Source organism: Proteinivorax hydrogeniformans, from assembly GCF_040515995.1.
GTDB lineage: Bacteria > Bacillota > Proteinivoracia > Proteinivoracales > Proteinivoracaceae > Proteinivorax > Proteinivorax hydrogeniformans.
In genome coordinates, this window is sequence record NZ_CP159485.1 from 348994 (window position 1) to 372680 (window position 23687).

The following is a 23687-nucleotide window of genomic DNA, read 5'->3' on the forward strand; positions in this document are numbered from 1 at the left end:
TATCACTTCCCTTTAAAATATTAAACCATACTATTATGGGCTCATCTATATAGTCAATATTATTAGAAATATAAGCTCAAGTAAAGATTTTTAAGAGGTAGTTATAAGGGTTTAAATTTTTTTATAAATTTACTTTATATATTATAAAGCAAATAACCGAAGATACAAAAAAGCAGGAAAATGATAGCCTGCTGTTAAATAAATAATACTAGCATTAAAAATGAACACAAATTTCAGTTGATGCCGGTAAATTAATGCTTTGGCGGTAGAAGATATAGTTAACAAGTAGAAAGGATGGTTTTATGATATTATCTGTACAAGAAAGAATATTATTGCTATTAAATAAGTTTTTTCAGGATTTAGTAGAACATAAGCTTAGTGAAAAGTATGGTGACAAGTGGTTTGAGCAATACTTAGTGCCCTATGTAACAGCTTATACACAAGATAGTAACAACAGGACTAATAAGAACTTCGAGAAGTATAATGCATTTTTGAACAAAAATAATGGGAATTATTCAAAAAAAGATATAGATGTTACTTTTGCTAGTGCACTATTACTGTACGATGATCAGCTTCAACTAGAATTTGAAAGTAATGAAAAAAATGCGTTAAATCAACTTAGAATTGCAAGAAATAATTATGGCCATGCCACCGATCTGACTCCTCTTCATAGAATGTCTCTTAATAGCAAAACCCTTATAGATCTGAAAAATGCTGTTTTAACGTTTGGCAAAGAATCTATTTCACCGGGCATGTTTGAGGAAATAGAAGAATTAGAGCAAGTTGTATTAAATCCTAATGCTGAGGCAAATGGGCATACAAGTGAAAAAGTAGAGGAGTCCATTTGTGACCAAGAATACAATAGAGCAGAAGATTTGTTAAAAAATGACAATTTAGAAGAAGCATATGCCATTCATACTGAATTAGACTCTCAGGGGCATACTCCTTCGACTATACGTTTGGGAGATTTTTATCGTTTGGGTATTTATGTAAGTTCAGATATAGATCGGTCTGTAGATTTGTATGAAAAAGCTAAAAAGCAAGGGGAATTATCTGTATCAGAGGTGATAGAGTCTTTAAAGGAATTAAAACAAAATAGCAAAGAAGCAGAAGAAGGAAAGTTAAACTCTCAGTTTAAACTAGGAATTGTCTATGAAGAAGGCAAGCTGGTTCCACAAGATAAAGAAAAAGCGTTATACTGGTACCAAAAAGCTCTTAGTCAAAAAAGTCTGCTGGCCCGCAATAGAGTTATTAGTCTTGCAGAATCAGGATACAAAAATGCCAAATACGTAGTGGCAGAAGCTTATGAGCTAGGTCGAGGTGTAAAAAAAGACTTGGATAAAGCGTTAGTAGAATATGAAAAGATTTTATACGGGGACACTGAGGAAATAGCAGCCTTAGAAAAAGTAATTGCTCTATCGGACAGAAATGCCGAAAGTCAATATAATCTAGGGATTTACTATCATGACAAGAAAAATTATAAAGAAGCATATAAATATATAAAAAGATCAGCAGAAAATGGTCACGCCAATGCTATGAATGCACTGGGATATTTATATAGCTACGGCCAAGGTGTAGAAAAAAAATTGGAGACGGCATTTAAGTGGACTGAAAAAGCAGCTGAACAAGGATTAGTAAAAGCTCAAAGAAATCTTGGATTATTATATAAAAACGGCACAGGTGTCGAAAAAAATCTTAAAGCATCTTTTAATTGGTATAAAAGGGCGGCTGAACATGGGGATGGTAAATCCGAGAGGATATTAGGGCAATTTTACAAAAGAGGATATGGTGTAAAAAGAGATTACGATATGGCTTTTGAATATTTTCAAAAAGCTGCCAATAGGGGAGATATAGTAGCGCAGTATGAGCTTGGGTTGTGCTACGGATTGGGACAGGGCACAAAAACAAATCATACAGAAGAAGTAAAGTGGTATAAAAAAGCAGCTAGTCAGAATAATTCTGATGCCCAACATAATTTAGGTCTATGCTATTGTTATGGGGATGGTGTTGACAAGGATTATAGCATGGCTTATAAGTGGTTTTTTAAAGCAGCAAAAGCAGAAAACCCTAGGGGCCTATATAAACTTGGAAATTGTTATGAGTTTGGTTATGGAACATATGTGGACAAAGAAGAAGCGTTTAAATGTTATAAAAAGTCTGCAGATTTAGGTTGGAAACCGGCTATAGAGAAGGTGTCCCCCAGAAATGCAGATAAATAAATGGGGGCAGCGGATTTGTAGTGGCACAAAGCCTGGTAAAATAGAGAATATTTATAGTATTCTTTTCATGAAGGATATTTGCCATTAATATAGAATAAAAACAATATACATAATATTAAGTCAAAAGTTGGTGGAGGGGTTAATTTGGAAAAGCTTCTTTATGAACTTAGAAGGTTAGATAAGATACCTAATGGTGCAGTTAGAGAATACGAAGAAAAAAAAGAGGATTTAATGGAGTATGTTAATTTAAAAATGGAAGCGCACCCCAAAATTGATCAGTATCTTGGCGAAAGTCCAAAAGAATTAATGTATAACAATAATAGAAATCATGTAGAGTTTATGACAAATGTATTTAAGTTTAATGATTTTGAAATGCTAGCAAGAGTGTTGCCAGGGATATACCGAAGTTATATGGCAAGAGATTTTTTGCCAGAATATTTTATTAAAAGCTTAGAGGCATGGCAAGAAGCAATTGGAAAAATCCTTACCCCCTTGACTGCAAAGGCAATTACTCCTGTGTATGTAACTATGGGCAAACTTCACCAAGAGGTACTGCTGGCATCGAAAGATGAAGCAAATGTAGTGGGTTTTTCTGATAACAACTTCCCAAAAATCAAAGAGAGGTTTTTACACGCATTACTAGACGGAGACCATATAGAGTGTATGAATATAACAAAGGAGTTTCTTTTTATTCAAAAAAAAGATATAAAAAGGTTTTATCTGGGTATTTTACAGCCTGCTTTATATGAAATCGGTCGATTGTGGGAGTATGGGCAAATCTCAGTGGCGGAGGAGCACCTAGCTACAGCTATAGCAGGTAGAGTTATGGCTTCAGTATACAACAAATTTTATGTTTATGAAAAAGAAAAGGGAAAGGTAATTGTCACCTGTAGTCCTAATGAATTCCATGAAGTAGGAGGAAGAATGATAGCTGACGCTTTAGAATTTGATGGATGGGATGTACACTACATGGGTGCTAATGTTCCCATTGAAGAGCTATTACTGAACATAGAAAAAATTTCCCCCAACATTCTAGCCATCTCAACAGCCATGCCTTTTAATTTAGATGCTACACAACATATAGTTGAAAGAGTACGCAAGGAATTTGGCGATACAGATTTAAAAATCATGGTTGGTGGTCTTGCCTTTGCCTACTCCCCAAATCTATGGGAGCAAATGGGAGCTGACGGCTGGGGAGGGGATGTAGAGGAGGCCATTAAGCTAGCGAGAGGTTGGTGGGCTGATAATGAAAAAACTTAGACTAAAGAATTATAAGCATCAGGACATACTTTTCGAGTATTTAGATGAGTTGTCTAGGCTCGCGGTGGTTTTAGTAGACCGCCAGTTAATTATTCAAGACTGCAACCAAGGTTTTTTAAAAATGGTTAATCAAGTAGTAAAGCCTATTGGGCAAGAGTTTCAATCGTTTTTAAAGCAAAAAATCCCCACAGAAAAGCTGCCGATAAAAGGCAGAAAAGAACAAATAAAGAGGGAAACTAAAGTTGCGGAAAATTTATTTATATTTTTCAGCTGGACTATTTTGCATTTAGAAGAGGGCTATTTGATGGTGGGCGAAAAGCTTCCCTTATATAGCTCTGACATTACAGAAAAGATGGCTACTATTAATGATGAATTAACTAATTTAACAAGGGAATTAACAAAAAAAACAATTGAATTAGAAAAAACTAATGCTACGATTAAAGAACTCAGTAATACTGATGGATTAACAGGCGCTTTTAATCGTAGGTATATAAACGAAATGTTACCTGCTCTTGCGGAAACTTCTAAGGAAGTAGCAAAACCTTTATCTATTATTATGGCAGATATTGATACATTTAAAAAGATAAATGATAGCTATGGTCATTGTGTGGGTGATGATGTGTTGAAAGACTTTGTAAAAATACTAAAAGGTCGCAGTAGGAATAAGGATTTAGTAGCACGATATGGAGGAGAGGAATTTTTACTGGTGTTACCAGACACTGCCGAGGAAGAAGCTGGGAAAATAGCGGAAAGAATGAGAGAAGAGTTACAGAATTTTCAGTTTGATAAGCTTTCGGAAGTGGTGACGGCTAGCTTTGGCGTTGCTGAGTTGATGGCAAAAGAAAAAACTGAAAACTTTATTAAGCGGGCAGATGATGCTATGTATAAGGCAAAAATGGAAGGAAGAAATAAGGTGGTAGTGTCTTAACTATGAAATATGTAGCAAGTTGATAGAAAGGAGACGTTATTTATGGAAGGGATTTATTTAAAAGATGAATTATATGCTTTAATTAAAAAAGATAAAAGTATTTTTGAATTTATACAATCAGGATCTTTAGATGGAATTTGGTATTGGGATTTAGAGAATCCTCAAATGGAATGGATGAGCCCTAAATTTTGGGAAACACTTGGTTATAGTTCAGAAGATAAAAAGCACTTGGTAAGTGAATGGCAAGATATTATTTTTCAAGAAGATTTAAAGTTAGCCATAGAAAACCTAAAAAAACACTGTGCAGATCCTAATTATCCATATGATCAAATTGTACGATATAAACACAAAAATGGTTCTACTGTATGGATAAGGTGTAGAGGCTTAGCTATAAGAGATGAAAATGGAAAAGCGATACGTATGTTGGGAGCACATACTGATATAACAGATTTAAAAGAAATAGAAAAAGAGATTTCAAGATTAACTAAAGAATATGAAAAGATATTTAATGGCACTCAGGATGCTATGTTTTTGATAGAAGTGTTTGAAAATGGTGAATTTAGGTATGTTCGAAATAATCTTGCCCATCAAAATAAAACAGGTATTCTTTTTGAACAAATAAGGAATAAATCTCCACAAGACTTGCTTGGCCAAGAAATGGGCGATGTTGTTTCAGAAAACTATAAAAAATGTGTTGTAGCCAAGAAAAACATCACATATGAAGAAGAGCTAAATTTACCTGGCGGAGAACGTATTTGGTCAACAACTTTAACCCCTATTTTCGAAGATGATAAAGTGTCACATATTGTAGGTTCATCAACAGATATTACCGACCGAAAAAAACTACAAATGAAGTTGGAAAAACAAGCTAACTATGATCAGTTAACGGGAATTCCTAATAGAAGGTTGTTTTTGGAACGACTAGAGAGACTAGTTGTTGAAAGTGAAAGAGATAATACTCAGTTTGCGCTACTTTTTATTGATTTAGATGGGTTTAAATATATTAATGACAAGTATGGTCATGAGGCTGGAGATGAGGTTTTGATAACTGTAGGACAAAGGGTCCAAAAGTGCATTCGAAAATCAGACACAGCGGCAAGAATGGGCGGAGATGAATACTCAGCGCTTTTACGAGGTATTGGAGATAAAGATGCGATAAGCAATGTAGTTGAAAAAATCCATAAGGAATTGCAAGAAGTAATGTATATAGGTGACAATGAATGCTATGTAAATTCTTCTATTGGTGTTGCAATTTATCCTGATAATGGTGCAGATAGTGAATCATTACTAAAAAATGCAGATTCTAAAATGTATGAAGTGAAAAAAAGTGGTAAGGGTGGTTTTAAGTTTTATGAAGATAAAAGATAGATAAAGGAAATTGCGGATGGGGCTTTTTAAGATGCAGAAGAAGTTTTTGATTTTGCATGTGTGAGATTTTGTAAAATATAAAAGGAGTTATTTCTATGGACGAAAACTTACTATCATTAGAGGATTTGATTATATTGCGAGCTTTTCCTAAAGAACCTACAGATTCACAAAATCTGTTGATTAATCAAATATTTAATAAGTATAAAATTAACAGTAATGAGGAAATGCACTCTCTGATATTTAGATCTTTGGAAGCTATTAATGGGCCGACTGAATATCCCAAATTAAAACCTCCTTATACCTTAGAGCGGGTGCTGAACACACTAACAAAGGATGAGCTGACTAAGATTAGGCAAAGGCTATACTTAAAGGGTGTAAGTAAGTTGAGGAAGAAGGAGTTAATAGAAGTCTTAGTGGAGGAGATACCGAATCATGTAGAATATTGCCTATCTTACTTTGATAAAAAGCAATTTGATTATATCTATGACATTGTAAAAAATAGTGGTGTTAAAAAATGCAAACCTTCTTCTTTTATAAGAAAACACTTTGGTCAATTTGGCATACTTTTTACTATAGTTGATGAAGGAAAATGCTATTATGTTGTGCCAAAAGAGTTGATTTCTAAAATAGAAAAACTTAGTAAAGATAAAACTTTTAATGAAATATTAAAAAGAAATTCAGAATGGATTAGAATAACCAATGGGCTTTTAAACTATTACGGAGTATTAGGGTTTAACCAACATATGGATTTTATGTTTAAGTACACAATGCTAAGGCAATCAGAATATGTTATCTTTTTAGGTGTAACTGACCTTGCAAGCAAGTTTTATGATAATTTTCGAATAGGTGAGAATTACTATTATAATAAGGGTGCTATTGAGCCTGAAAAAATTTATGCAGAGCAAAAATCTAAAAAGAATATTGATTTTTACCACTTTAGTTATGAAGAGTTAGAACAAGCAGGTGAGGCAGGTTATATTGATAAAAATTCTGCTTTTAGAAAGTTTGTTAGATTTTTTATTACATACTACGATATGGAACAAGAAGAGGCTGAAGGTATGGTGCTAAACACATCGCTGCTAACTCAAAATGGTAGAAAGGTTGAAGAAATTCTAAAATATCTAGAAAGGTATATAGAAGTTCCCAATACTGAGGTAGCCCAAAGTATTACAAGTTTGATAATTGAGTTAAAAAAACACACTAGGATGTGGATGTTAAAAGGTCATAAGCCAATAGAACTAGCTGAAAAAAAGCAAGAGTTACCAAACTCTTTTGAAACTAATAACGGATTGCGTCTAGCAGTTGATAACACAAAGGATAGCACAAAAACACAGCAAAATTTCAGCAGAAATAAGCCCTGCCCTTGTGGCAGCGGTAAAAAGTATAAAAGGTGTTGCGGAAAATAATAGTCTATAATTAATTATATATGCTGGGATTTGATATAGCTGCGAAAAAGTGTTTAGGGAGGGTTTACTCATGTTTACTAGAAAGCATACAGCTTACAAAGTTTCTGTGGCTATGGCCTATTTAGGGGTTATTATAACAAATGCCTTAGCTAATATTATTCCCATTTTTGGGGTGACAACTGGTGAAGTTTCTGATAGCTATCCTAACCTTTTTGCCCCAGCGGGCTTTACTTTTGGAATTTGGGCAGTTATATATTTACTTTTAGGGGCATACGTACTGTACCAGTTTGGTTTATTTAGAAGGCAGCTGACAAGTGAGAGGATATTTCAAAAAATAGCCCCGTACTTTATAATCTCTTCATTGGCAAACGTCCTGTGGATTTTTGCATGGCACAATTTTAACATAGCAGCCAGTGTGCTTTTAATGATGACAATTCTTTTAACTCTTATTAAAATCCAATACATATTAAGAAGGTTTAAACTGTGCCCCCGTGATAAATTCTTTATAAGAACATCTTTTAGTATTTACTTTGGATGGATTACAGTGGCTACCATAGCCAATATAACCACCTATTTAGTGAGTATTAGTTGGGGTCGATTTGGGCTAGAGGATGTAACATGGACGGTAATTATATTAATAGTGGGTTTAGTTATTGGACTGTTGACCATAATTATAAATAAAGACCTAGCCTACGGTGGGGTAATTATATGGGCTTATTTTGGGATTTTGTTTAAGCATATTTCTCCATTTGACTTTGGTGGAAAATATACACCAGTAATATTAACGGCTATTTTATCTATATTTATATTGAGTATGGCTATGGCCTACATAAAGAAAAAATTAAAGGTATTTGTTGCTGTGTTTATAATATTTGTCGGAAGTTTTACGGGATTTATTAATTTCAGAACCTATAAAGCAATGGATGAAGCTTTAAAAGTTATGGAAATGGGCAATGTAACGATACAGGATAGGACAATTATTATTAACCCAGAAGAAGAACCTATAGCTAACCTGGTACTTTATCAGGGTGGTTTAGTTCAGTCAGAAGCATATGCTGTTTTAGGTCAAATGCTTTCAAAGCAGGGGATAAAAGTTTTTATCCCTAAAATGCCTTTAAATCTACCAATATTAAATGCCAGGGCCTTTGATAGTATAGTTGGGGAATATGATGACGGTAATAAGTGGTATATAGGGGGACATTCTTTAGGTGGTGCTACAGCTTCTATGTATGTAAAAACCAATCCAGAAAATATAGAAGGGATTTTTTTCTTTGGGGCATATCCCAGCGATAGAAGCGATCTTTCGGAATTTGAAGTAGATGTGTTATCCATAAATGCTACCTTAGATAGTATAATTGATGTAGATAAGTACATTAAAACGAAATCACTGTTGCCCCAGCATACGGTGTATGTAGAACTAGATGGGGGAAATCACTCAAACTTTGGATATTATGGTTTACAAAAGGGTGATGAGGAAAGTACTATCACAAGGGAAGAACAACATAAAATAGTTTTAGAAAAAATAAGTGAATTGATAAAAATGACAAACTAAAATGGAAAGATTTTGGGAAATAAAAGTGGAGCTTGAATAGTTGTGAATTATAAAAAATATGTAGCGCTAAATCTAATGTGATTTGCGCTACATATTTTTTAATTACTTTCTATGTCTTTATTTTCTTTCTACAATTAAACTAACACCTTGGCCTCCGCCGATACATAACGTTGCAAGTCCCCTTTTAAGGTCTTGGCGTTTCATTTCATAAAGTAAGGTGGTTAAAATTCTAGCCCCAGATGCGCCGATGGGGTGCCCAAGGGCAATGGCTCCGCCGTTTACGTTGACTTTGCTTTTATCAAGGCCTAAATCCTTTGCTACTGCCAAAGATTGTGTGGCAAAAGCTTCATTAGCTTCGATTAGGTCGATATCGCTTATTTGTAAGGCACCTTTTTTAAGAGCTAGCTTAGTAGCAGGAACAGGACCATACCCCATAAACTCAGGCTCCAACCCAGCTTGAGCGTAAGAAGTGATGGTGGCTAGTGGTTTAATATTTAGTTCTTCTGCTTTTTTAGCGGACATGATTATTAACATGGAAGCGCCATCATTAATTCCAGAAGAATTCGCTGCGGTTACTGTTCCATCTTTTTTAAAAGCTGGCCTTAGCTTTGATAGTTTTTCTATATCTACGTCTGGCTTTATAAATTCATCCTCAGCAAAAATAATTGGAGCTTTTTTCCGCTGGGGTATCTCTACAGGTACAATTTCCTCGACAAACTTACCCTCTTGTTGAGCTTTATAGGCCTTATGCTGACTTTCTTTGGCAAACTCATCTTGTTCTGCACGAGAGATGCTCCATTTTTCAGCGATATTTTCCGCTGTTATTCCCATGTGGTATTCGTTAAAGGCGTCTGTCAATCCATCGCAGAGTAGAGTGTCTTTTACTTGTCCATGCCCCATCTTTTGGCCCCAACGGGCTTTAGGTATTGTATATGGAGCATTACTCATGCTTTCGGTACCACCTGCTAGTATAATCTCTGAATCTCCTAGCATAATTGACTGTGCTGCTAGGGATACAGCCCTAAGACCGGAACCGCAAACTTTATTAACGGTCATTGCTGGTGAAGGATAAGGGATTTTTGCGTTTACTGCTATTTGTCTGGCTGGGTTTTGTCCTAAACCAGCAGACAACACATTGCCAATTATTGTTTCGTCAACTTGCTCAGGCTTAATGCCAGCCCTTTTTATAGCTTCTTTTGCAGCTATTACTCCTATGTCTATTGCGGAAAGTTTAGCTAAACTTCCGCCAAAGTTTCCTATAGGAGTTCTTGTAGCGCTGACGATTACAGCTTCTTGCATAATGAATACCTCCTTGTTTATTTAAACCCCAAATGATTTTATTGAATCAGGTATAATAAGATCTGCTTCTGTATTGCTTTTTACTTCTTCTAATGTTGTGTGCTCAGCAACCTCTTTTAACACTAATCCATCACTTGTAACTTCAATAACAGCCATGTCTGTGACAATTAAGTCCACCTCTTTTGCAGCAGTTAACGGCAGGTTACATTTTTTTAATATTTTTGGACTTTTGGTTTTTGAGATATGCTCCATAGCTATGATAACTTTTTTTGCACCTTGAACTAAATCCATAGCTCCTCCCATACCTGGAACTATTTTGCCAGGGACCATCCAGTTTGCAAGGTTGCCTTCTTCATCAACTTCTAAAGCGCCTAGCACGGTGGCGTCTACATGCCCGCCACGAATAATGGCAAATGAGGTGGCGCTGTCGAAAAAGACACCGCCAGGGTTTATAGTTACTGGCTGCCCGCCAGCGTTTGTAAGATCTTTGTCTTCCTCTCCTTCTTTGGGAGCGGGGCCTAGTCCCACAAAACCATTTTCTGATTGTAGTACTATATCAATATTTTTTGGAATAAAGTTAGCTACCATGGTGGGCATACCTATACCAAGGTTTACAATATCGCCATCATTAAACTCCTGAGCTACTCGCTTTACAATTAACTCTCTTTTTTTTAGCTTATCCATTAGTTCCCACCTCCACTACTATATCCACAAATACTCCTGGAGTCATGATCTCATCCGGGTCTATTTCCTCAACCACATGCTCTACTTCTGCTATAACTAGCTTTGCTGCTGTAGCCATAATTGGGTTAAAGTTTCTAGCTGCTTTTCTATAGACAAGATTACCATGTTTGTCTGCTTTGTAGGCCTTAATCAGGGCTACATCAGCTACAATAGGTTTTTCTAACAAATATTCTTTGCCATCTACTAAAACTTTTTCTTTATTTTCTTCTACTACAGTTCCAATGCCGGTAGCAGTAAGGATACCCCCTAATCCAGCTCCGCCAGCTCGAATTTGCTCCGCTAAGGTGCCCTGTGGAACCAACACTACTTCAGTTTCTTTGGCGTGCATTTGCTTTCCTGTTTCTGGGTTTGTGCCAATATGTGTAGCCACAACTTTTTTTACCCTTTTATTAGCAACTAGCTTGCCTACTCCTTTGTCGGGGAATCCAGTGTCGTTTCCGATAATCTCCAAGTCTTTTAAACCTTTTTCTAAAATTACATCTATCAAAGTTTCAGGTGTGCCAACATTTAAGAAACCACCCACCAATAAGCTTTGATTATTGTTTAACTTTTCTGCTGCATCATTTAAAGAAACAACCTTGTTCATATAAAACCACTCCTTTGCTATTAGAATAATTCAAATTAGGAAAGTTTATAACATTTGTTATAAAAGTACTAAACCTAAAGAAATAACAATACCTGATATAAATAAAATCATTAAACAATATCCCATGATATCCCTAGCACCTAAACCGGCAATTCCTAAAGCAGGTAGCGCCCAAAATGGTTGAATCATATTAGTCCATGCATCGCCCCAAGAAAGAGCAATAACTGTTTTGGAGATTTCAACTCCAGTTTCTATAGACGCTGGGATCATTATTGGTGCTTGAACTGCCCATTGTCCTCCACCGGACGGAACAAAAAAGTTAACTATACCTGCACTTAAAAAGGCAAAAAGAGGAAAAGTGGTTTCTGTGGAGATGTTGATAAACAGTTCTGTCATTTGCGCTGCTAAGCCAGATTCAACCATCATCCCCATTATACCGGCGTAAAACGGAAATTGAATAAGTATTCCTCCAGCACCTTTAACAGCCTGCCTTAAAGCGTGCAAATAGTTTTTCGGGGTTTTGTGGAACAAAATTCCCATAAATAAGAAGATGAAGTTGACGATGTTTAAGTCAAGAGAGCCGCCTTCAATGGCGAAATAGTATACTATATATACAACACCCATAAAGCCAATTACAAAGGATATAAGGCTAAAGTTTTCAAGAAATTCTGCAGGTGTTTGGTGCTTTTTTGTGGTAGCTTCAGGCAAATCATCTTCTAGTAGCTTAGGATCAACTTCTACGACATCTTTGCTTTGTGGCATCATAAGTCTATTAATTATTGGTAATAGTGCTATTAACACAATACTTATGATAAGGTTTGTACTGCTAAAAATTGTTTCACTTGTGCTAACTAAACCGGTAACGTCTTGAAAGTCGTGCCCTTCAGTAGCTATGGTTAGTGGCATAGAGCCTGAAATGCCAGCATGCCATACTAAAAATCCGGAGTAAGCACTGGCAATAAGCAGTCTGTAATCTACTCCTTTTTGAATGCGTGCAACTTCTTTTGCTAACAGTGCACCTACAACAAGACCAAAGCCCCAGTTAACCCAACAAGCTACAGCTGAAACTAAAGATACTATTATAATTGATGAGCCCGGAGAGCTAGGTATTGATGCTATGGACTTAAGAACTTTTTTTACTGGAGCGCTACTTGCCATAACGTGACCTAAAACAAGTACTAAAGCCATTTGCATTGAAAATGCTAATAGACCCCAAAATCCACTTCCCCAATGGTCTATCATATTTATAGGAGTGCTATCAGTTGCAAAAACACCTCCAATAAATACAATTAATGTGAGTAAAATTGCAAACAAAAACGGGTCTGGTAAATACTTTTGGACAATTGACACGAAAAAATTAGTAAGTCGTTTAAACATAAATATAGCCTCCTTTTGATTATTTTAAACCTTTCCTAATTCAAATATACTTCACTTTAGAAAAAAGCAAAAAGCATGCCATTTTTATTTTTAACGGAAATGAAGAATAAATTTCTTTTATTATTTTCGTCGCATTTTAATTGGCTATACTACCCAGACTTCAGCAGTTTGCGAAAAGTTAAGAATTTTAAGTGATGAGCAACAGGACATATAAAAGAACGTAAAAAAATAGGTAGCTATCATCGAGCACATTGAACCTATATTAGTTCAATGTGCTCGATGATAGCTACCGAAGTCTTTACTTTAAAGCGTTAAAGAGGGCGATAAAACAAGGAGGTTAAAACGTTGAACCGAAAATGGTTCCTGTTGATTCAATAATAGGTCGGTAGGTTTTATCAGTATTAGTATAACCCTGCCATACTATCCCTCCCCTTAAATAATTATAAAGCCTGTATCTTGGTACAGAGTCAAGTTTAGAACTAATTTTGTTAGCTTTAATTTCCTGTAGACTCTACTTACACTTTTAACTGATAAAGTATAAGTAAAGAAAACCACTGAAGCCATGGTATCGTACGTGTATAAAAAACGCAACCAAACTATTCAAGATTTCTCACTATTTTGGTGTTACGTAAGATTATCTGGGAGAAGAACTAATTTGATAAAGGATACTTAGTTGTTAATGTCGAATAAAGTCAATAATAATTTTTGAATATTCAGTTACGAAATACTTTTAAACTGTGGTGCCATTATGAGGATTTTAGTTGTTGATGATCAAAACTTTTACTTCTCAATATGGTAATGGAAATAAGCATTAATTTAAGGGTAAGGCAAGTAGTGAAAAAAAGGTAAAAACTGCAGTTAAATTTGTAAGAAAGGGGCGCGACATGAGAAAATGTTTGAGTGTTGCTTTTGCTGTTGTGTTGTTAGTTGTTAGTATGTACACGTTTATCTGTGGTCAGAAGGTATACTCTATAGATAAAAACAACAATATTTTAGTTATACATTCATATCATCCAGGACTTAAGTGGACAGACTCCCAAAATAAAGGGATTTTTAAAGGTGCTGCTGATAGCGATAAAAGAACCGAGATATTTGTGGAATATCTCGACTGGAAAAACTATCCCAATCAAGAGAGTATAAATTTAAAGTATGATTTAATGAAATATAAATATAAGGATACTGATATAGATGTTATCATAGCGACAGATGATGCAGCGGTAGAGTTTGCTATAACATATAGAGATAGGCTGTTTGATAATGCCCCTATTGTTTTTACCGGTGTAAGTGAAAGTAACGCTGAAAAATTTACTGCAAACCAGTCAGGTATTACTGGAGTGATAGAAGAGGTTGATATTGAGAGAACTTTAGAATTAGCAGAAGCTTTGTATCCTGAACTTGAGAATATCTATGTTATTTATGATGATACTGAAAGTGGAATTTCTATGGGTTCTGCAGCGATGGCAAGTATTAAAGAGAGGTTTTTAGATGTTAATTTAATCGAGAGTAACGAGAGCCATGTTGACGAAATAGTTAAGAATATAAATAACCTTCCACCAAGTAGCGCGGTGTTAATGACGGTTTTTTATAATGATAAAGAAAAAACTATAATGGGATTTAAAGAAAATATAAAGTATATAACAAAAAATACTAAAGATATACCTATGTTTGCACTTTATGAGTTTCAAATGGGCTCGGGTGTATTAGGTGGTAGTCTCATAAGTGGCGAACAACAAGGAAGGTTAGCGTTTGAATATGCCGAAACAATTTTATCGGGTGTAGATGCTGACTCAATACCTTTTGAAAAAACAAAATCTTTAACTAGGCAGGTGGACTACTATGCCATGGAAAAATTGGGGATTAAAAAGTTCCAAGTTCCTGAAGATTTTGCTATAGTCAATAAGCCTCTAACCTTGCTAGATACACACTACCAATATGTTTATAGCGCTGTTATAGTGTTAATATTTTTGGTGGTGTTTATACTAATTTTATCGTACTATCTTAAGCGGACAGTGTTTTTGAAAAAGATGCTAGAAAATAAGAATAGAACTCAGATTGAACTATATGATGAGCTTGCTGCATCCGACGAAGAATTACAAGCTCAGTTTGACGAATTGCACACTACCTATGAAGAATTGGCAAATGCCCAAGAAGAGTTAAAGTTTATAGCGTATCATGATTTTTTGACAAAAGTTCCCAACAAAGCTAGCTTTGTAAAAGACTTTAAAAAGCTAACTCAAGACAATAACGTTAAAAAAATGGATATAATTATCTTAGATATTGATAACTTTAAACTTGTAAACGATACCATGGGGCATATTTTCGGCGATAAGGTAATCCAAAAGGTATCAAAGGAGATAAAAAAAGGTGCTTGAACCTTATGGAGAGCTTTACCGGATTGGTGGAGATGAATTTATTATAATGACTATTTTTGAAAAAAAAGATAAAGATAACAAGACCACCGATTTGATAGAACTTTTAGCTAAAAGGTTTGAAGAACCTGTACAGATAGAAGAAGCTCCTTTAGATATATCTTTTAGCATGGGATTAGCTAGCTATCCATATGATGGCACAAAAGCCGACGAACTTCTTAAAAAGAGTGATATAGCAATGTATAGGTCAAAAGCAACCCAAAAAGGTACACTGACTGTATTTAATGATAACATGTTACAAAATTTAACGAAAAGAAAAGAAATAACGGAAATGCTAAGGGGGGCTGTAGATAATAATGAGTTTTATCTGCACTTTCAACCGCAGGTATATGTACAAGAAAATATGGCATGGGGTGTAGAGGCTCTGATTAGGTGGAATAACCCTAAGCTGGGGTTTGTTTCGCCGGGTGATTTTATAGAGATAGCAGAAGAAGGCCAAGAGATAATAAAAATAGGACAATGGGTGCTGGAGGAGTCATGTAAGTTTATAAAAACATGTCAAAATGAAGAAAGCAAAGGAGTGAAAATATCAGTTAACATTTCTCCGGTTCAGCTAATACAAGAAAATTTTGTGGATTTAGTATTTGAGACATTGGACCGCTATGATGTAGATTATAGTTTTTTAGAGATTGAAGTTACAGAATCCATTATGGTGGAATCTTATGAGGTGATTTATTCTACATTATCAAAACTTAGAGATAAAGGGATAAAAGTAGCTATTGATGATTTTGGGACAGGTTATTCATCCCTAAGTTATTTAACAAAGCTTCCTATTGACACCATAAAGATAGACAAATCTTTTGTTGATGATATAGAAAGAGACAGCAGAAAAAAACATCTGGTCACTACTGTTATCGAAATGGCTAAAATAATGAATTTAGAATTAGTGATAGAGGGAGTAGAGACTAAAAAGCAATACGAATATTTTGCCAGCATTGCTAGTGCCCGGGTTCAAGGATATTACATTGCAAAACCAATGCCTAAAAAGCAGGTTTTAAGTAAACTAAAAGAGCTAACCAATTAGAACAGTCATAGCACATTACATAGACTGTATAGTTAGCCCTTCACTTATAGAAGTATTGCTTTAATGTTATTTATACCTTTCAAGAAAATCTGTTAGCTCTTTAATTGTTTGATTGATTTGCTCAGTGCTTGCCAAAACTTCCTGTGATGTAGCTGCTTGCTCTTCGCTTATTGCTCCTACTGCTTCTATGTTTTCGCTGACTGTCGATATACTTTTGTTCATGTCGCTTATAATAGCCTCAATCTGCTTAACAGCATCTTGAGAATTAACCGCCAACTTTCTTACTTCTTCAGCTACCACGGCAAAACCTCGGCCATGTTCCCCAGATCTAGCAGCTTCAATTGAGGCATTTAATCCTAGTAGGTTGGTTTGGGTCGATATCACTTTTATCATTTCTAAGATACTTAGTGAATCTTTTTGCTTTTTTGTCAATTCATCGACCTCTTTAACTAAATATTGACCTGAATCAGCTAAGTTTTCTGATGCTGCAGCTAGCTCCCCCATACTTTCTGTGACTTGTTGAGTAACTTCTGAAACATCCTCAACACTTTTTACAAGCTGTTTATTGTTTTCAAAGTCGATTCCTGAACTTAAAGTGCCGATGACTTCATTATTTACCCCATATATAGGGGTGAAAATAGTTTTAATTGCCCGGCCATACACACTTGGCGGAACGTTATCTATGGTGTCTTTTTGCTCTTTTATACACTGCTCAATCGTAGAAATGCCTGCAACAGGTTTGCCCTCTGGTAGGTCTAGCTCAAAATTATCTGCACGGAAATACCCTACGTATTCTTCTAAGTCAGTAAGGCCCACCGCCATATCATCATGAACAATCCTGTTAATATAAGGTAGTACAAGTTTAAAAGCTCGTAAAATATCCTCGTTGCTTTCAAAGTCACCTTTTTTCAAAGCATATTCCTCCTCAAAACTTTTTAATTGAAACTTATACAATAATTATAGCTTTTACATAACCAACAAGCAACAAGATTATATAAGTGACAGGAAAGACTATTTGAAATAAAGATGGTGGGGTTATGAGTTACTTATCAAAAGTCTGACTAAATTAGAGGTTTTTCGACAAGTTTACCGAATAAAATTATTAAATCAAATTATTCTAAGTTTAGTTGTCGGCGTATTAAGGCACTGGTGGTTTTGAATTAATAAGTTTTATAATAGAACCAAGGCTTTTGTTTCAAAATGAGAGTAATTTGATCGGAAAACTTAAGAAAGGATGATAATGATGAGAGGTTTAAAAGGTAAAATCACGGCAACATTTTTAGTGGTGTCACTTTTGCTCCTTAGCGGGGTAGGGATGATCCTATACATCACGGCTACTTCTATGGCTAATGACTTATCGGAGAATTTAAACACGGAAATTATTGATAGCTATTCACAAAATATTGAAAGTCTGTTAGAAAGGAAAATTTCAGAAGCTTATGTTATAAGCCAAAACCAAGATATAAAAGAAATGGAACCAGAAAAATCTAGTCCGTTTCTTATGAATGTTTTACAAAACACTGACTTTAGTACTTTGTCGTTGGTTTTTCCAGATGGACAGGCCTATGACGCAGACCTTCAAACTTATGACTTTAGTAGCAGCGAGTATATGAGCGCCATCTTTGAAGAAGGAGAGGATTACTATATCACCAACCCTTTTCCAAGCTCGATGGATGGCCGGATGCTGGTAGTTATTGCCCATGGCATCGATAATGAACAAGGAGAGCGTGTGGGGGCGATATCTGGTTCTATTTATCTAAGTGATTTAACCATGCTACTTGAAGATATCAGCGTTAGCGGCGCTGGTTTTGGATGGCTGTTAGGAGAAGACGGAACTATCTTAGCACACCCTGATGGAGATATGGTGGGGCAAAAGTTAGGTGCAGGTGATTACTACAGTGATATTACTGTCGGTGATATTAATCAAACTAGATCCGGCTTACTCGATGTTGAAATTGGAGGAGAGCGCACCGTTTTGTTAAACTCTCCAATTTCTAACACTCAAGGTTGGAATCTAATGCTAGAAATTCATTGGGGACAGCTATTAGCAGGGATGGACACTTTCCGAAATGTATCTATTTTAATACTAATTTTAGCAGTACTGTTAAGTACAGTGGCAGCTACTTGGATAGCCTTTACCATCTCTAATCCTATAATGGCTGTGGCAAACAACCTTAAAAAGTTAGCCCAATACGATCTGACACAAATAGAAGACAAGAAGTTGTTAAAATGCGCAAAGCGTAAAGATGAAATCGGCGATATGGTTAATGCTGGTAATCAAATGCAAAAAAATATGATTTCCTTAATACAAAAAATTTCCCAAGCATCGGAGGAGTTAGCTTCTTCTTCTCAACAACTAACATCAACAAGTAAAGATTCATCTAAAGCATCTGATGAGGTAGCAAGGGCTATAGAAGAAATAGCCAACAGTACATCAGAGCAGGCTGCAGAAACCACAGATGGTGCTACTGCTATAAATGAATTAGGAAGTTATATCACCACCGACCAGGAATATTTGAAACACCTTAATGAGGGCGTGGAAAGTGTAGATAAATACCAACAGCGAGGTCAACACTCCATGGAAGGCTTGTTAGCTACCACAAAAGAAAACAGAGAGGTAACAAGCAGTTTTAAAGGGGTGGTTATAGACACCAAAAAAAGCACAGAAGAAATTGAAAATGCCAGTAGTATGATTCAAGATATAGCAGAACAAACTAGTCTTTTAGCATTAAATGCCGCCATCGAGGCTGCACGGGCAGGAGAGTCTGGCAAAGGGTTTGCAGTGGTAGCTGACGAAATACGCAAGCTATCTGAACAATCAAACCAGTTTACCTTAGATATTGCGAAAATTATAGAAGGATTATCAATAAAGGTAGACAATGCCGTTAATGATATGGAAAAGATTGATCAAATTACAGCAAAACAGGAAGAACAAGCACTGCAGACAAAAGAAGGGTTTGACGATATACAAAAGTACTTAGAAGAGATGAAAGAAGATATCAAAAACCTTAACCACTCTGGCGGGCAAATGCTTAAAAAGCGCGATGAAATTCTCACCTTAATCGAGCGCATCTCCGCCATCGCTCAGCAAAATGCTGCAAGCACAGAGGAAATCTCGGCATCTGTAGAAGAACAAACAGCAGCTATGGCCGAAATTTCAACTGCCAGTTACACACTGTCAGAACTAGCAGATGAAATGACCACTGCTGTCCGTCAATTTAAGCTAGATAGCAGTAATCAACAAGAAAGTGACTTAAAAGAGCAATCTAATAATTCCCAAGAAAATAACAGTTAATAGTAAATAAAAAAGCAAGGGTGTCCAGCCGACTAAGTCAGGACACCCTTGCTTTTTTATTGTAGGTCAAGGCCCAATTACCTAAAAACTTATTACACTTTGCCAATGTACAATAAAATTAACGTTCTACTACTATGTGATAGTTATACAGTTTTGGATGGTAGTAGTGAATGGTATATTCAAACACCCTTTGATTTTGTAAAAAGGCCTGAGAGTCTACTTGAAGGATTGGACTTTCTTTTTCAAGCCCTAGCACCAGTTGTACTAGCTTATTAGGGTTAGTAGGTATGATTTTTTGACAACTTTTATCTATAGTCAATTTTTTGTGATCTTCGATATAACTGTATTTAGATTTTTCCAAAATATCGATAGATAAATCTTCAAATAAATCTACGGGCATATAACAAATTTCTAACACAGCACTTTCACCGTTAATTTTTCGCACCCTTTCGATATAGTAACACAGGTCTTTTTTTGGCACTTTTAAATAATCACTAACTTTTTCATCGGCTTTTATTACCTTAAAATCTAAAACCTCGCTGTCCACCTTTTTACCCCATTTTTTAACTTCTTCAGTAAAACCAATCAACTTACCGTGGTTAAGTTCCTTTATATATGTCCCGCTGCCTTTGACTTTGTATACTAATTGTTCTTTTTGCAGTTGCTTTATCGCCATCCTTACCGTCACGCGACTAACATTATAACGCTCAGCTAAACAACTCTCCGAAGGCAAAATATCGCCTGCCACCAGGTTACTATCAGCGATATACTGCTTGATTTGATTTTTAACTTGTATATATAAAGGATTTGCATTTCTTTTCATAGTTTTTCCTCCAGCTACTAGTGTTTAATTATCTATATACCATAGTACTATATTAGTGAAAATTAATAAAGTGCAAACAACGAAGACTTCGCTTGCAGGTTGGATTGCTTGGTTAAATGACTCTAGTTTGACAATGCTCGCCAACTTATTTTAATTTTTTGCAAATTACCCTTGAATGTTTTCTCGACTTGTATTATACTTATAGCAATACAACTATAATACAAGGAGGATAAATAATGAAAAAACAAAACCTAACAATAGTTGGTGCCGGTAGTACTTATACTATCGGGATGATGATGAGTCTAGTAGCAGAGAAAGAAGTATTCCCACTTAAATCCATTACATTTTATGACACTGACGCTAAGCGTCAAGAACCTGTAGCTAAAGCTACGGAGGTTTTGCTTAGGGATAAATACCCTGAATTGGAAGAGTTTTGCTACACAACGGATAAAAAGGAGGCTTATCAAGGTGCCGATTTTGTCTTTGTTCAAATAAGAACTGGCGGACTAAAGATGAGGGAGCTAGATGAGAAAATACCTCTATCAAATGGAGTAGTCGGTCAAGAAACTTGTGGTCCAGGTGGTTTTGCTTATGGAATGCGTTCCATCAAGGATATGATTGAAATAATTAATGATGTGAGAAAGTATGCTCCAGATGCATGGGTGCTTAACTACACTAACCCTGCGGCTATAGTTGCAGAGGCGTTAAAAAGAGAATTTCCAGAAGATAAAAAAATCTTAAACATCTGTGATATGCCTGCAGCTATTATGGTAAGTTATGCAAAAATACTTGGCTGTGAGATTTTTGATTTAGTACCAGAGTATTTTGGTTTAAACCACTTTGGTTGGTTTACAAAAATCTCAGACAAACAAGGAAATGATTTAACGGATAAGATTAAAAACTCAATTTTAAATCAAGGGTTTATTCCAAAAGATGCAGAGATTTTAAATGACCCATCATGGATACAAACCTTTAAGCAAGTAGAAGTAATGCTAAGAGATTTCCCGCAATATTTGCCTAACACCTACCTGCAATACTATTTATATCCTTCGAAAATGGTGGAAAAAGAAGACATAGAAAACACTAGAGCAAGACAGGTCATAAACGGTCGTGAGAAAAGAGTGCAAAAACTTGCAAAAAGCTTAATAAGTGCAAACAGCACCGAAGGTCATGAGTTAGAGGCGGATATTCATGGTCGTTACATGGTCCGTGTAGCTGCGTCCATAGCATACAACAATAAAGAAACATATATAGTGATAGTTCCAAACAACGGTATTATTTCTAACCTTCCCAAAGATGCTATGGTAGAGGTTCCAGCTCAGCTGACAAACGAGGGTCCAAAAGCATTCTCTGTAGGAGAAATTCCAAGGTTCCAAAAAGGTTTAATCGAAGGGCAACTAGCCTATGAACAATTGACAGTAGATGCATATTTTGAAAATTCATACCAACTAGCCCTTGAAGCTTTAACTTTAAACCGTACGATAGTTGATGCCCCGCTAGCCCGAAAAATTTTAGACGACCTAATTGAAGCCAATAAAGATTATTTTCCAGTTTTAAAATAAAATTTAGGAGGTTCGATTATGAAAGGTAAAATTAAAGAAAAAGTTCAAAGATTTGGTGGTGCCATGTTTTTTCCTGCACTTCTTTTGCCTTTTGCAGGTATCTTATTAGGACTAACTGTTATTTTGCAAAACCCACAACTTTTTCCCTTTGCAGTAGAGGGGGCAACGTACACAAAAATAGTGGATATCTTTTTGCAAACATCTCTGGTAATTTTCAGTAATTTACCGATAATTTTTGTGTTAGGTATTCCAATAACATTGGCTAAAAAAGAGTCTGGCAGAGCCTGCTTAACAGCATATATTACCTACCTTACCTTCAACTATTTTATCGGAGCGACACTTAGCCATTTTGGCAGCAACTTTGGTGTAGATAACTATGAAGCTGGCGCTTTAGGGCTTACTGAAGTGGCGGGTGTTCTAACGCTAGATACTAATCTAATTGGTGCTATTCTTGCAGCGTCATTGGCTGTATGGATTCATAACAAATATTACGACAAAGAAGTGCCTAATATGTTGCAAAGCTTTAAAGGAACTCCATTAGTTGTAATTATTCTTTTCCCTATAACAATTTTAGCTGCACTAATAACTTTAGTAGTTTGGCCTTCAGTGCAAAGTGGAATCTATGGAATGCAAAGCTTTATGGTTGATGCTGGAGCAGCAGGAGTTTTCAGCTTTACATTTCTTGAAAGAATTTTGATTCCTACGGGTTTGCACCATTTTATCTATGGACCGGTATTTTATGGACCGATCGCAGTGGACGGAGGTACAGTAAATTATTGGATTCAAAACCTTTCCTCCTTTGCTAACTCAACTGAGAGCTTAACCACCCTTTTCCCACAAGGTGGGCTGATGCTCACTGGTATGGGTAAGACATTTGGCACCACCGGAGCAGCGATAGCTATGTACCTTTCAGCTAAACCAGAAAATAAGAAAAAAGTTCTTGGTCTTTTAATACCTGCAGTAGCTACCGCCATATTAACCGGTATAACGGAGCCAATTGAATTTACCTTCTTATTTGTGGCACCATTACTGTTTTTGATTCACGCGCTGTTATCAGCAAGTATGGCCACTGTTCTTTATATTATCGGTCTATCAGGGAACTTCCAAACTGGATTGATTGATTTTATCTTCCAAAACTGGCTGCCATTAGGAGCAAACCACTATATGGTTTACATTATGCAGGTGGTTGTGGGCTTTGGGTTTATGGCATTATACGTTGTTATCTTCAAGGCCTTAATTACCAAATTTAATTATGCAACTCCAGGCCGGGGAGATAAAAACATATCCCTAAAAACTAAAAAAGATTATAAAGCAAGCAAAAAAGCAGGATCTAAAAGTGGTAGCATCGATGAAAATTTAGCAATAGAATACCTAAAGGCTTTAGGAACCAAAGATAACATCGAGAGCATCACCAACTGTGCTACCAGGCTTAGGGTAAAAGTTAAAGATGCTAGCAAAGTAGCTAGCGACGATGAGTTTATGGAAATTGGAGCCGCTGGGGTTGTTCGCTCTGGAGAAAGTCTCCAAGTTATTGTAGGGCTTAGAGTTTCTCAAGTTCGAGGTTACATGGAAGAGTTAATTTCAAAAGAATAAACAATAAAAACAGTTCGGATGATTGTCATCCGGACTGTTTTTATATGCTTTTTTGGGAAAGTTATTTGCTAGCTAATTTGGGCCGCCCTACCTATATAAAGACAAGGCAACTAAATAATGTAGACAGAAGCATTGGCTCCAAATAAACATCTAAAAAGAAAATTATTGACAGAAAATAAAATCTAAGCTACAAGCTTAAATATCTAAAGGATTTCAGCAACT

Annotated in this window: 17 protein-coding genes; 11 read left to right on the top strand and 6 right to left on the bottom strand. The window is 35.9% G+C overall.

The window, feature by feature from the left end:
* Nucleotides 1-302 precede the first annotated feature (302 nt).
* The 6 genes from PRVXH_RS01780 (at nucleotide 303) to PRVXH_RS01805 (ending at nucleotide 8733) form a co-directional block, all read left to right on the top strand.
* The gene (locus PRVXH_RS01780) at nucleotides 303-2219 is read left to right on the top strand and encodes a tetratricopeptide repeat protein (RefSeq protein ID WP_353893605.1); all 1917 of its coding nucleotides are present in this window, start codon (nucleotides 303-305) and stop codon (nucleotides 2217-2219) included.
* A gap of 144 nt (nucleotides 2220-2363) precedes the next feature.
* Entirely contained in the window at nucleotides 2364-3479 is a 1116-nt protein-coding gene (locus PRVXH_RS01785; RefSeq protein ID WP_353893606.1) for a cobalamin-dependent protein, read from the top strand.
* A complete protein-coding gene (locus tag PRVXH_RS01790; protein ID WP_353893607.1) occupies nucleotides 3466-4407 on the top strand; it encodes a GGDEF domain-containing protein in 942 nt (313 codons plus the stop codon). Before PRVXH_RS01785 ends, PRVXH_RS01790 begins: the two co-directional genes overlap by 14 nt.
* A gap of 42 nt (nucleotides 4408-4449) precedes the next feature.
* Nucleotides 4450-5775, top strand: a complete 1326-nt coding sequence (locus PRVXH_RS01795) for a diguanylate cyclase (protein WP_353893608.1) — start codon at nucleotides 4450-4452, stop codon at nucleotides 5773-5775.
* Between the two features lie 95 nt (nucleotides 5776-5870).
* Complete coding sequence (locus PRVXH_RS01800) at nucleotides 5871-7181, top strand: SEC-C domain-containing protein (RefSeq protein WP_353893609.1); 1311 nt, start codon at nucleotides 5871-5873, stop codon at nucleotides 7179-7181.
* A gap of 70 nt (nucleotides 7182-7251) precedes the next feature.
* Entirely contained in the window at nucleotides 7252-8733 is a 1482-nt protein-coding gene (locus PRVXH_RS01805) for an alpha/beta hydrolase (RefSeq protein ID WP_353893610.1), read from the top strand.
* A gap of 117 nt (nucleotides 8734-8850) precedes the next feature.
* On the opposite strand, the gene PRVXH_RS01810 is transcribed toward PRVXH_RS01805, so the two are convergent.
* From PRVXH_RS01810 to PRVXH_RS01825, 4 genes are read right to left on the bottom strand one after another with little or no spacing between them, the layout of a single operon-like run.
* The gene (locus tag PRVXH_RS01810; protein ID WP_353893611.1) at nucleotides 8851-10032 is read right to left on the bottom strand and encodes an acetyl-CoA C-acetyltransferase; all 1182 of its coding nucleotides are present in this window, start codon (nucleotides 10030-10032) and stop codon (nucleotides 8851-8853) included.
* 21 nt (nucleotides 10033-10053) lie between these two features.
* Complete coding sequence (locus PRVXH_RS01815; protein WP_353893612.1) at nucleotides 10054-10716, bottom strand: 3-oxoacid CoA-transferase subunit B; 663 nt, start codon at nucleotides 10714-10716, stop codon at nucleotides 10054-10056.
* Nucleotides 10709-11362, bottom strand: a complete 654-nt coding sequence (locus tag PRVXH_RS01820) for a CoA transferase subunit A (RefSeq protein ID WP_353893613.1) — start codon at nucleotides 11360-11362, stop codon at nucleotides 10709-10711. The genes PRVXH_RS01815 and PRVXH_RS01820 overlap by 8 nt, the downstream gene beginning before the upstream one ends.
* Nucleotides 11363-11419: 57 nt before the next feature.
* On the bottom strand, nucleotides 11420-12739 hold the full coding sequence (locus tag PRVXH_RS01825) for a short-chain fatty acid transporter (protein WP_353893614.1): 1320 nt from the start codon (nucleotides 12737-12739) through the stop codon (nucleotides 11420-11422).
* An 884-nt stretch (nucleotides 12740-13623) separates the two neighbouring features.
* Between PRVXH_RS01825 and PRVXH_RS01830 the strand changes: the two genes are divergently transcribed.
* Both PRVXH_RS01830 and PRVXH_RS01835 read left to right on the top strand, forming a co-directional pair.
* The gene (locus PRVXH_RS01830; RefSeq protein WP_353893615.1) at nucleotides 13624-15111 is read left to right on the top strand and encodes an ABC transporter substrate binding protein; all 1488 of its coding nucleotides are present in this window, start codon (nucleotides 13624-13626) and stop codon (nucleotides 15109-15111) included.
* Nucleotides 15104-16192: a bifunctional diguanylate cyclase/phosphodiesterase gene (locus PRVXH_RS01835; protein ID WP_353893616.1), complete on the top strand. Its 1089-nt coding sequence runs from the start codon at nucleotides 15104-15106 to the stop codon at nucleotides 16190-16192. The genes PRVXH_RS01830 and PRVXH_RS01835 overlap by 8 nt, the downstream gene beginning before the upstream one ends.
* Nucleotides 16193-16258: 66 nt before the next feature.
* Here the strand turns inward: PRVXH_RS01835 and PRVXH_RS01840 are convergent, their stop codons facing one another.
* Entirely contained in the window at nucleotides 16259-17104 is an 846-nt protein-coding gene (locus tag PRVXH_RS01840; RefSeq protein ID WP_353893617.1) for a methyl-accepting chemotaxis protein, read from the bottom strand.
* Between the two features lie 331 nt (nucleotides 17105-17435).
* Between PRVXH_RS01840 and PRVXH_RS01845 the strand changes: the two genes are divergently transcribed.
* Complete coding sequence (locus tag PRVXH_RS01845) at nucleotides 17436-19487, top strand: methyl-accepting chemotaxis protein (protein ID WP_353893618.1); 2052 nt, start codon at nucleotides 17436-17438, stop codon at nucleotides 19485-19487.
* Nucleotides 19488-19605: 118 nt separating this feature from the next.
* Here PRVXH_RS01845 and PRVXH_RS01850 read toward each other — a convergent pair whose 3' ends face one another.
* Nucleotides 19606-20310 (bottom strand): GntR family transcriptional regulator, encoded by a 705-nt coding sequence (locus PRVXH_RS01850; RefSeq protein ID WP_353893619.1) that lies wholly within the window; start codon nucleotides 20308-20310, stop codon nucleotides 19606-19608.
* A gap of 236 nt (nucleotides 20311-20546) precedes the next feature.
* Here PRVXH_RS01850 and PRVXH_RS01855 point away from each other — a divergent pair, with 236 nt between their 5' ends.
* Nucleotides 20547-21872 carry a 6-phospho-alpha-glucosidase gene (locus PRVXH_RS01855; protein WP_353893620.1) on the top strand — a complete coding sequence of 442 codons (1326 nt, stop codon included), beginning with the start codon at nucleotides 20547-20549 and terminating at the stop codon, nucleotides 21870-21872.
* 18 nt (nucleotides 21873-21890) lie between these two features.
* The gene (locus PRVXH_RS01860) at nucleotides 21891-23465 is read left to right on the top strand and encodes an alpha-glucoside-specific PTS transporter subunit IIBC (protein ID WP_353893621.1); all 1575 of its coding nucleotides are present in this window, start codon (nucleotides 21891-21893) and stop codon (nucleotides 23463-23465) included.
* Nucleotides 23466-23687: the final 222 nt, after the last annotated feature.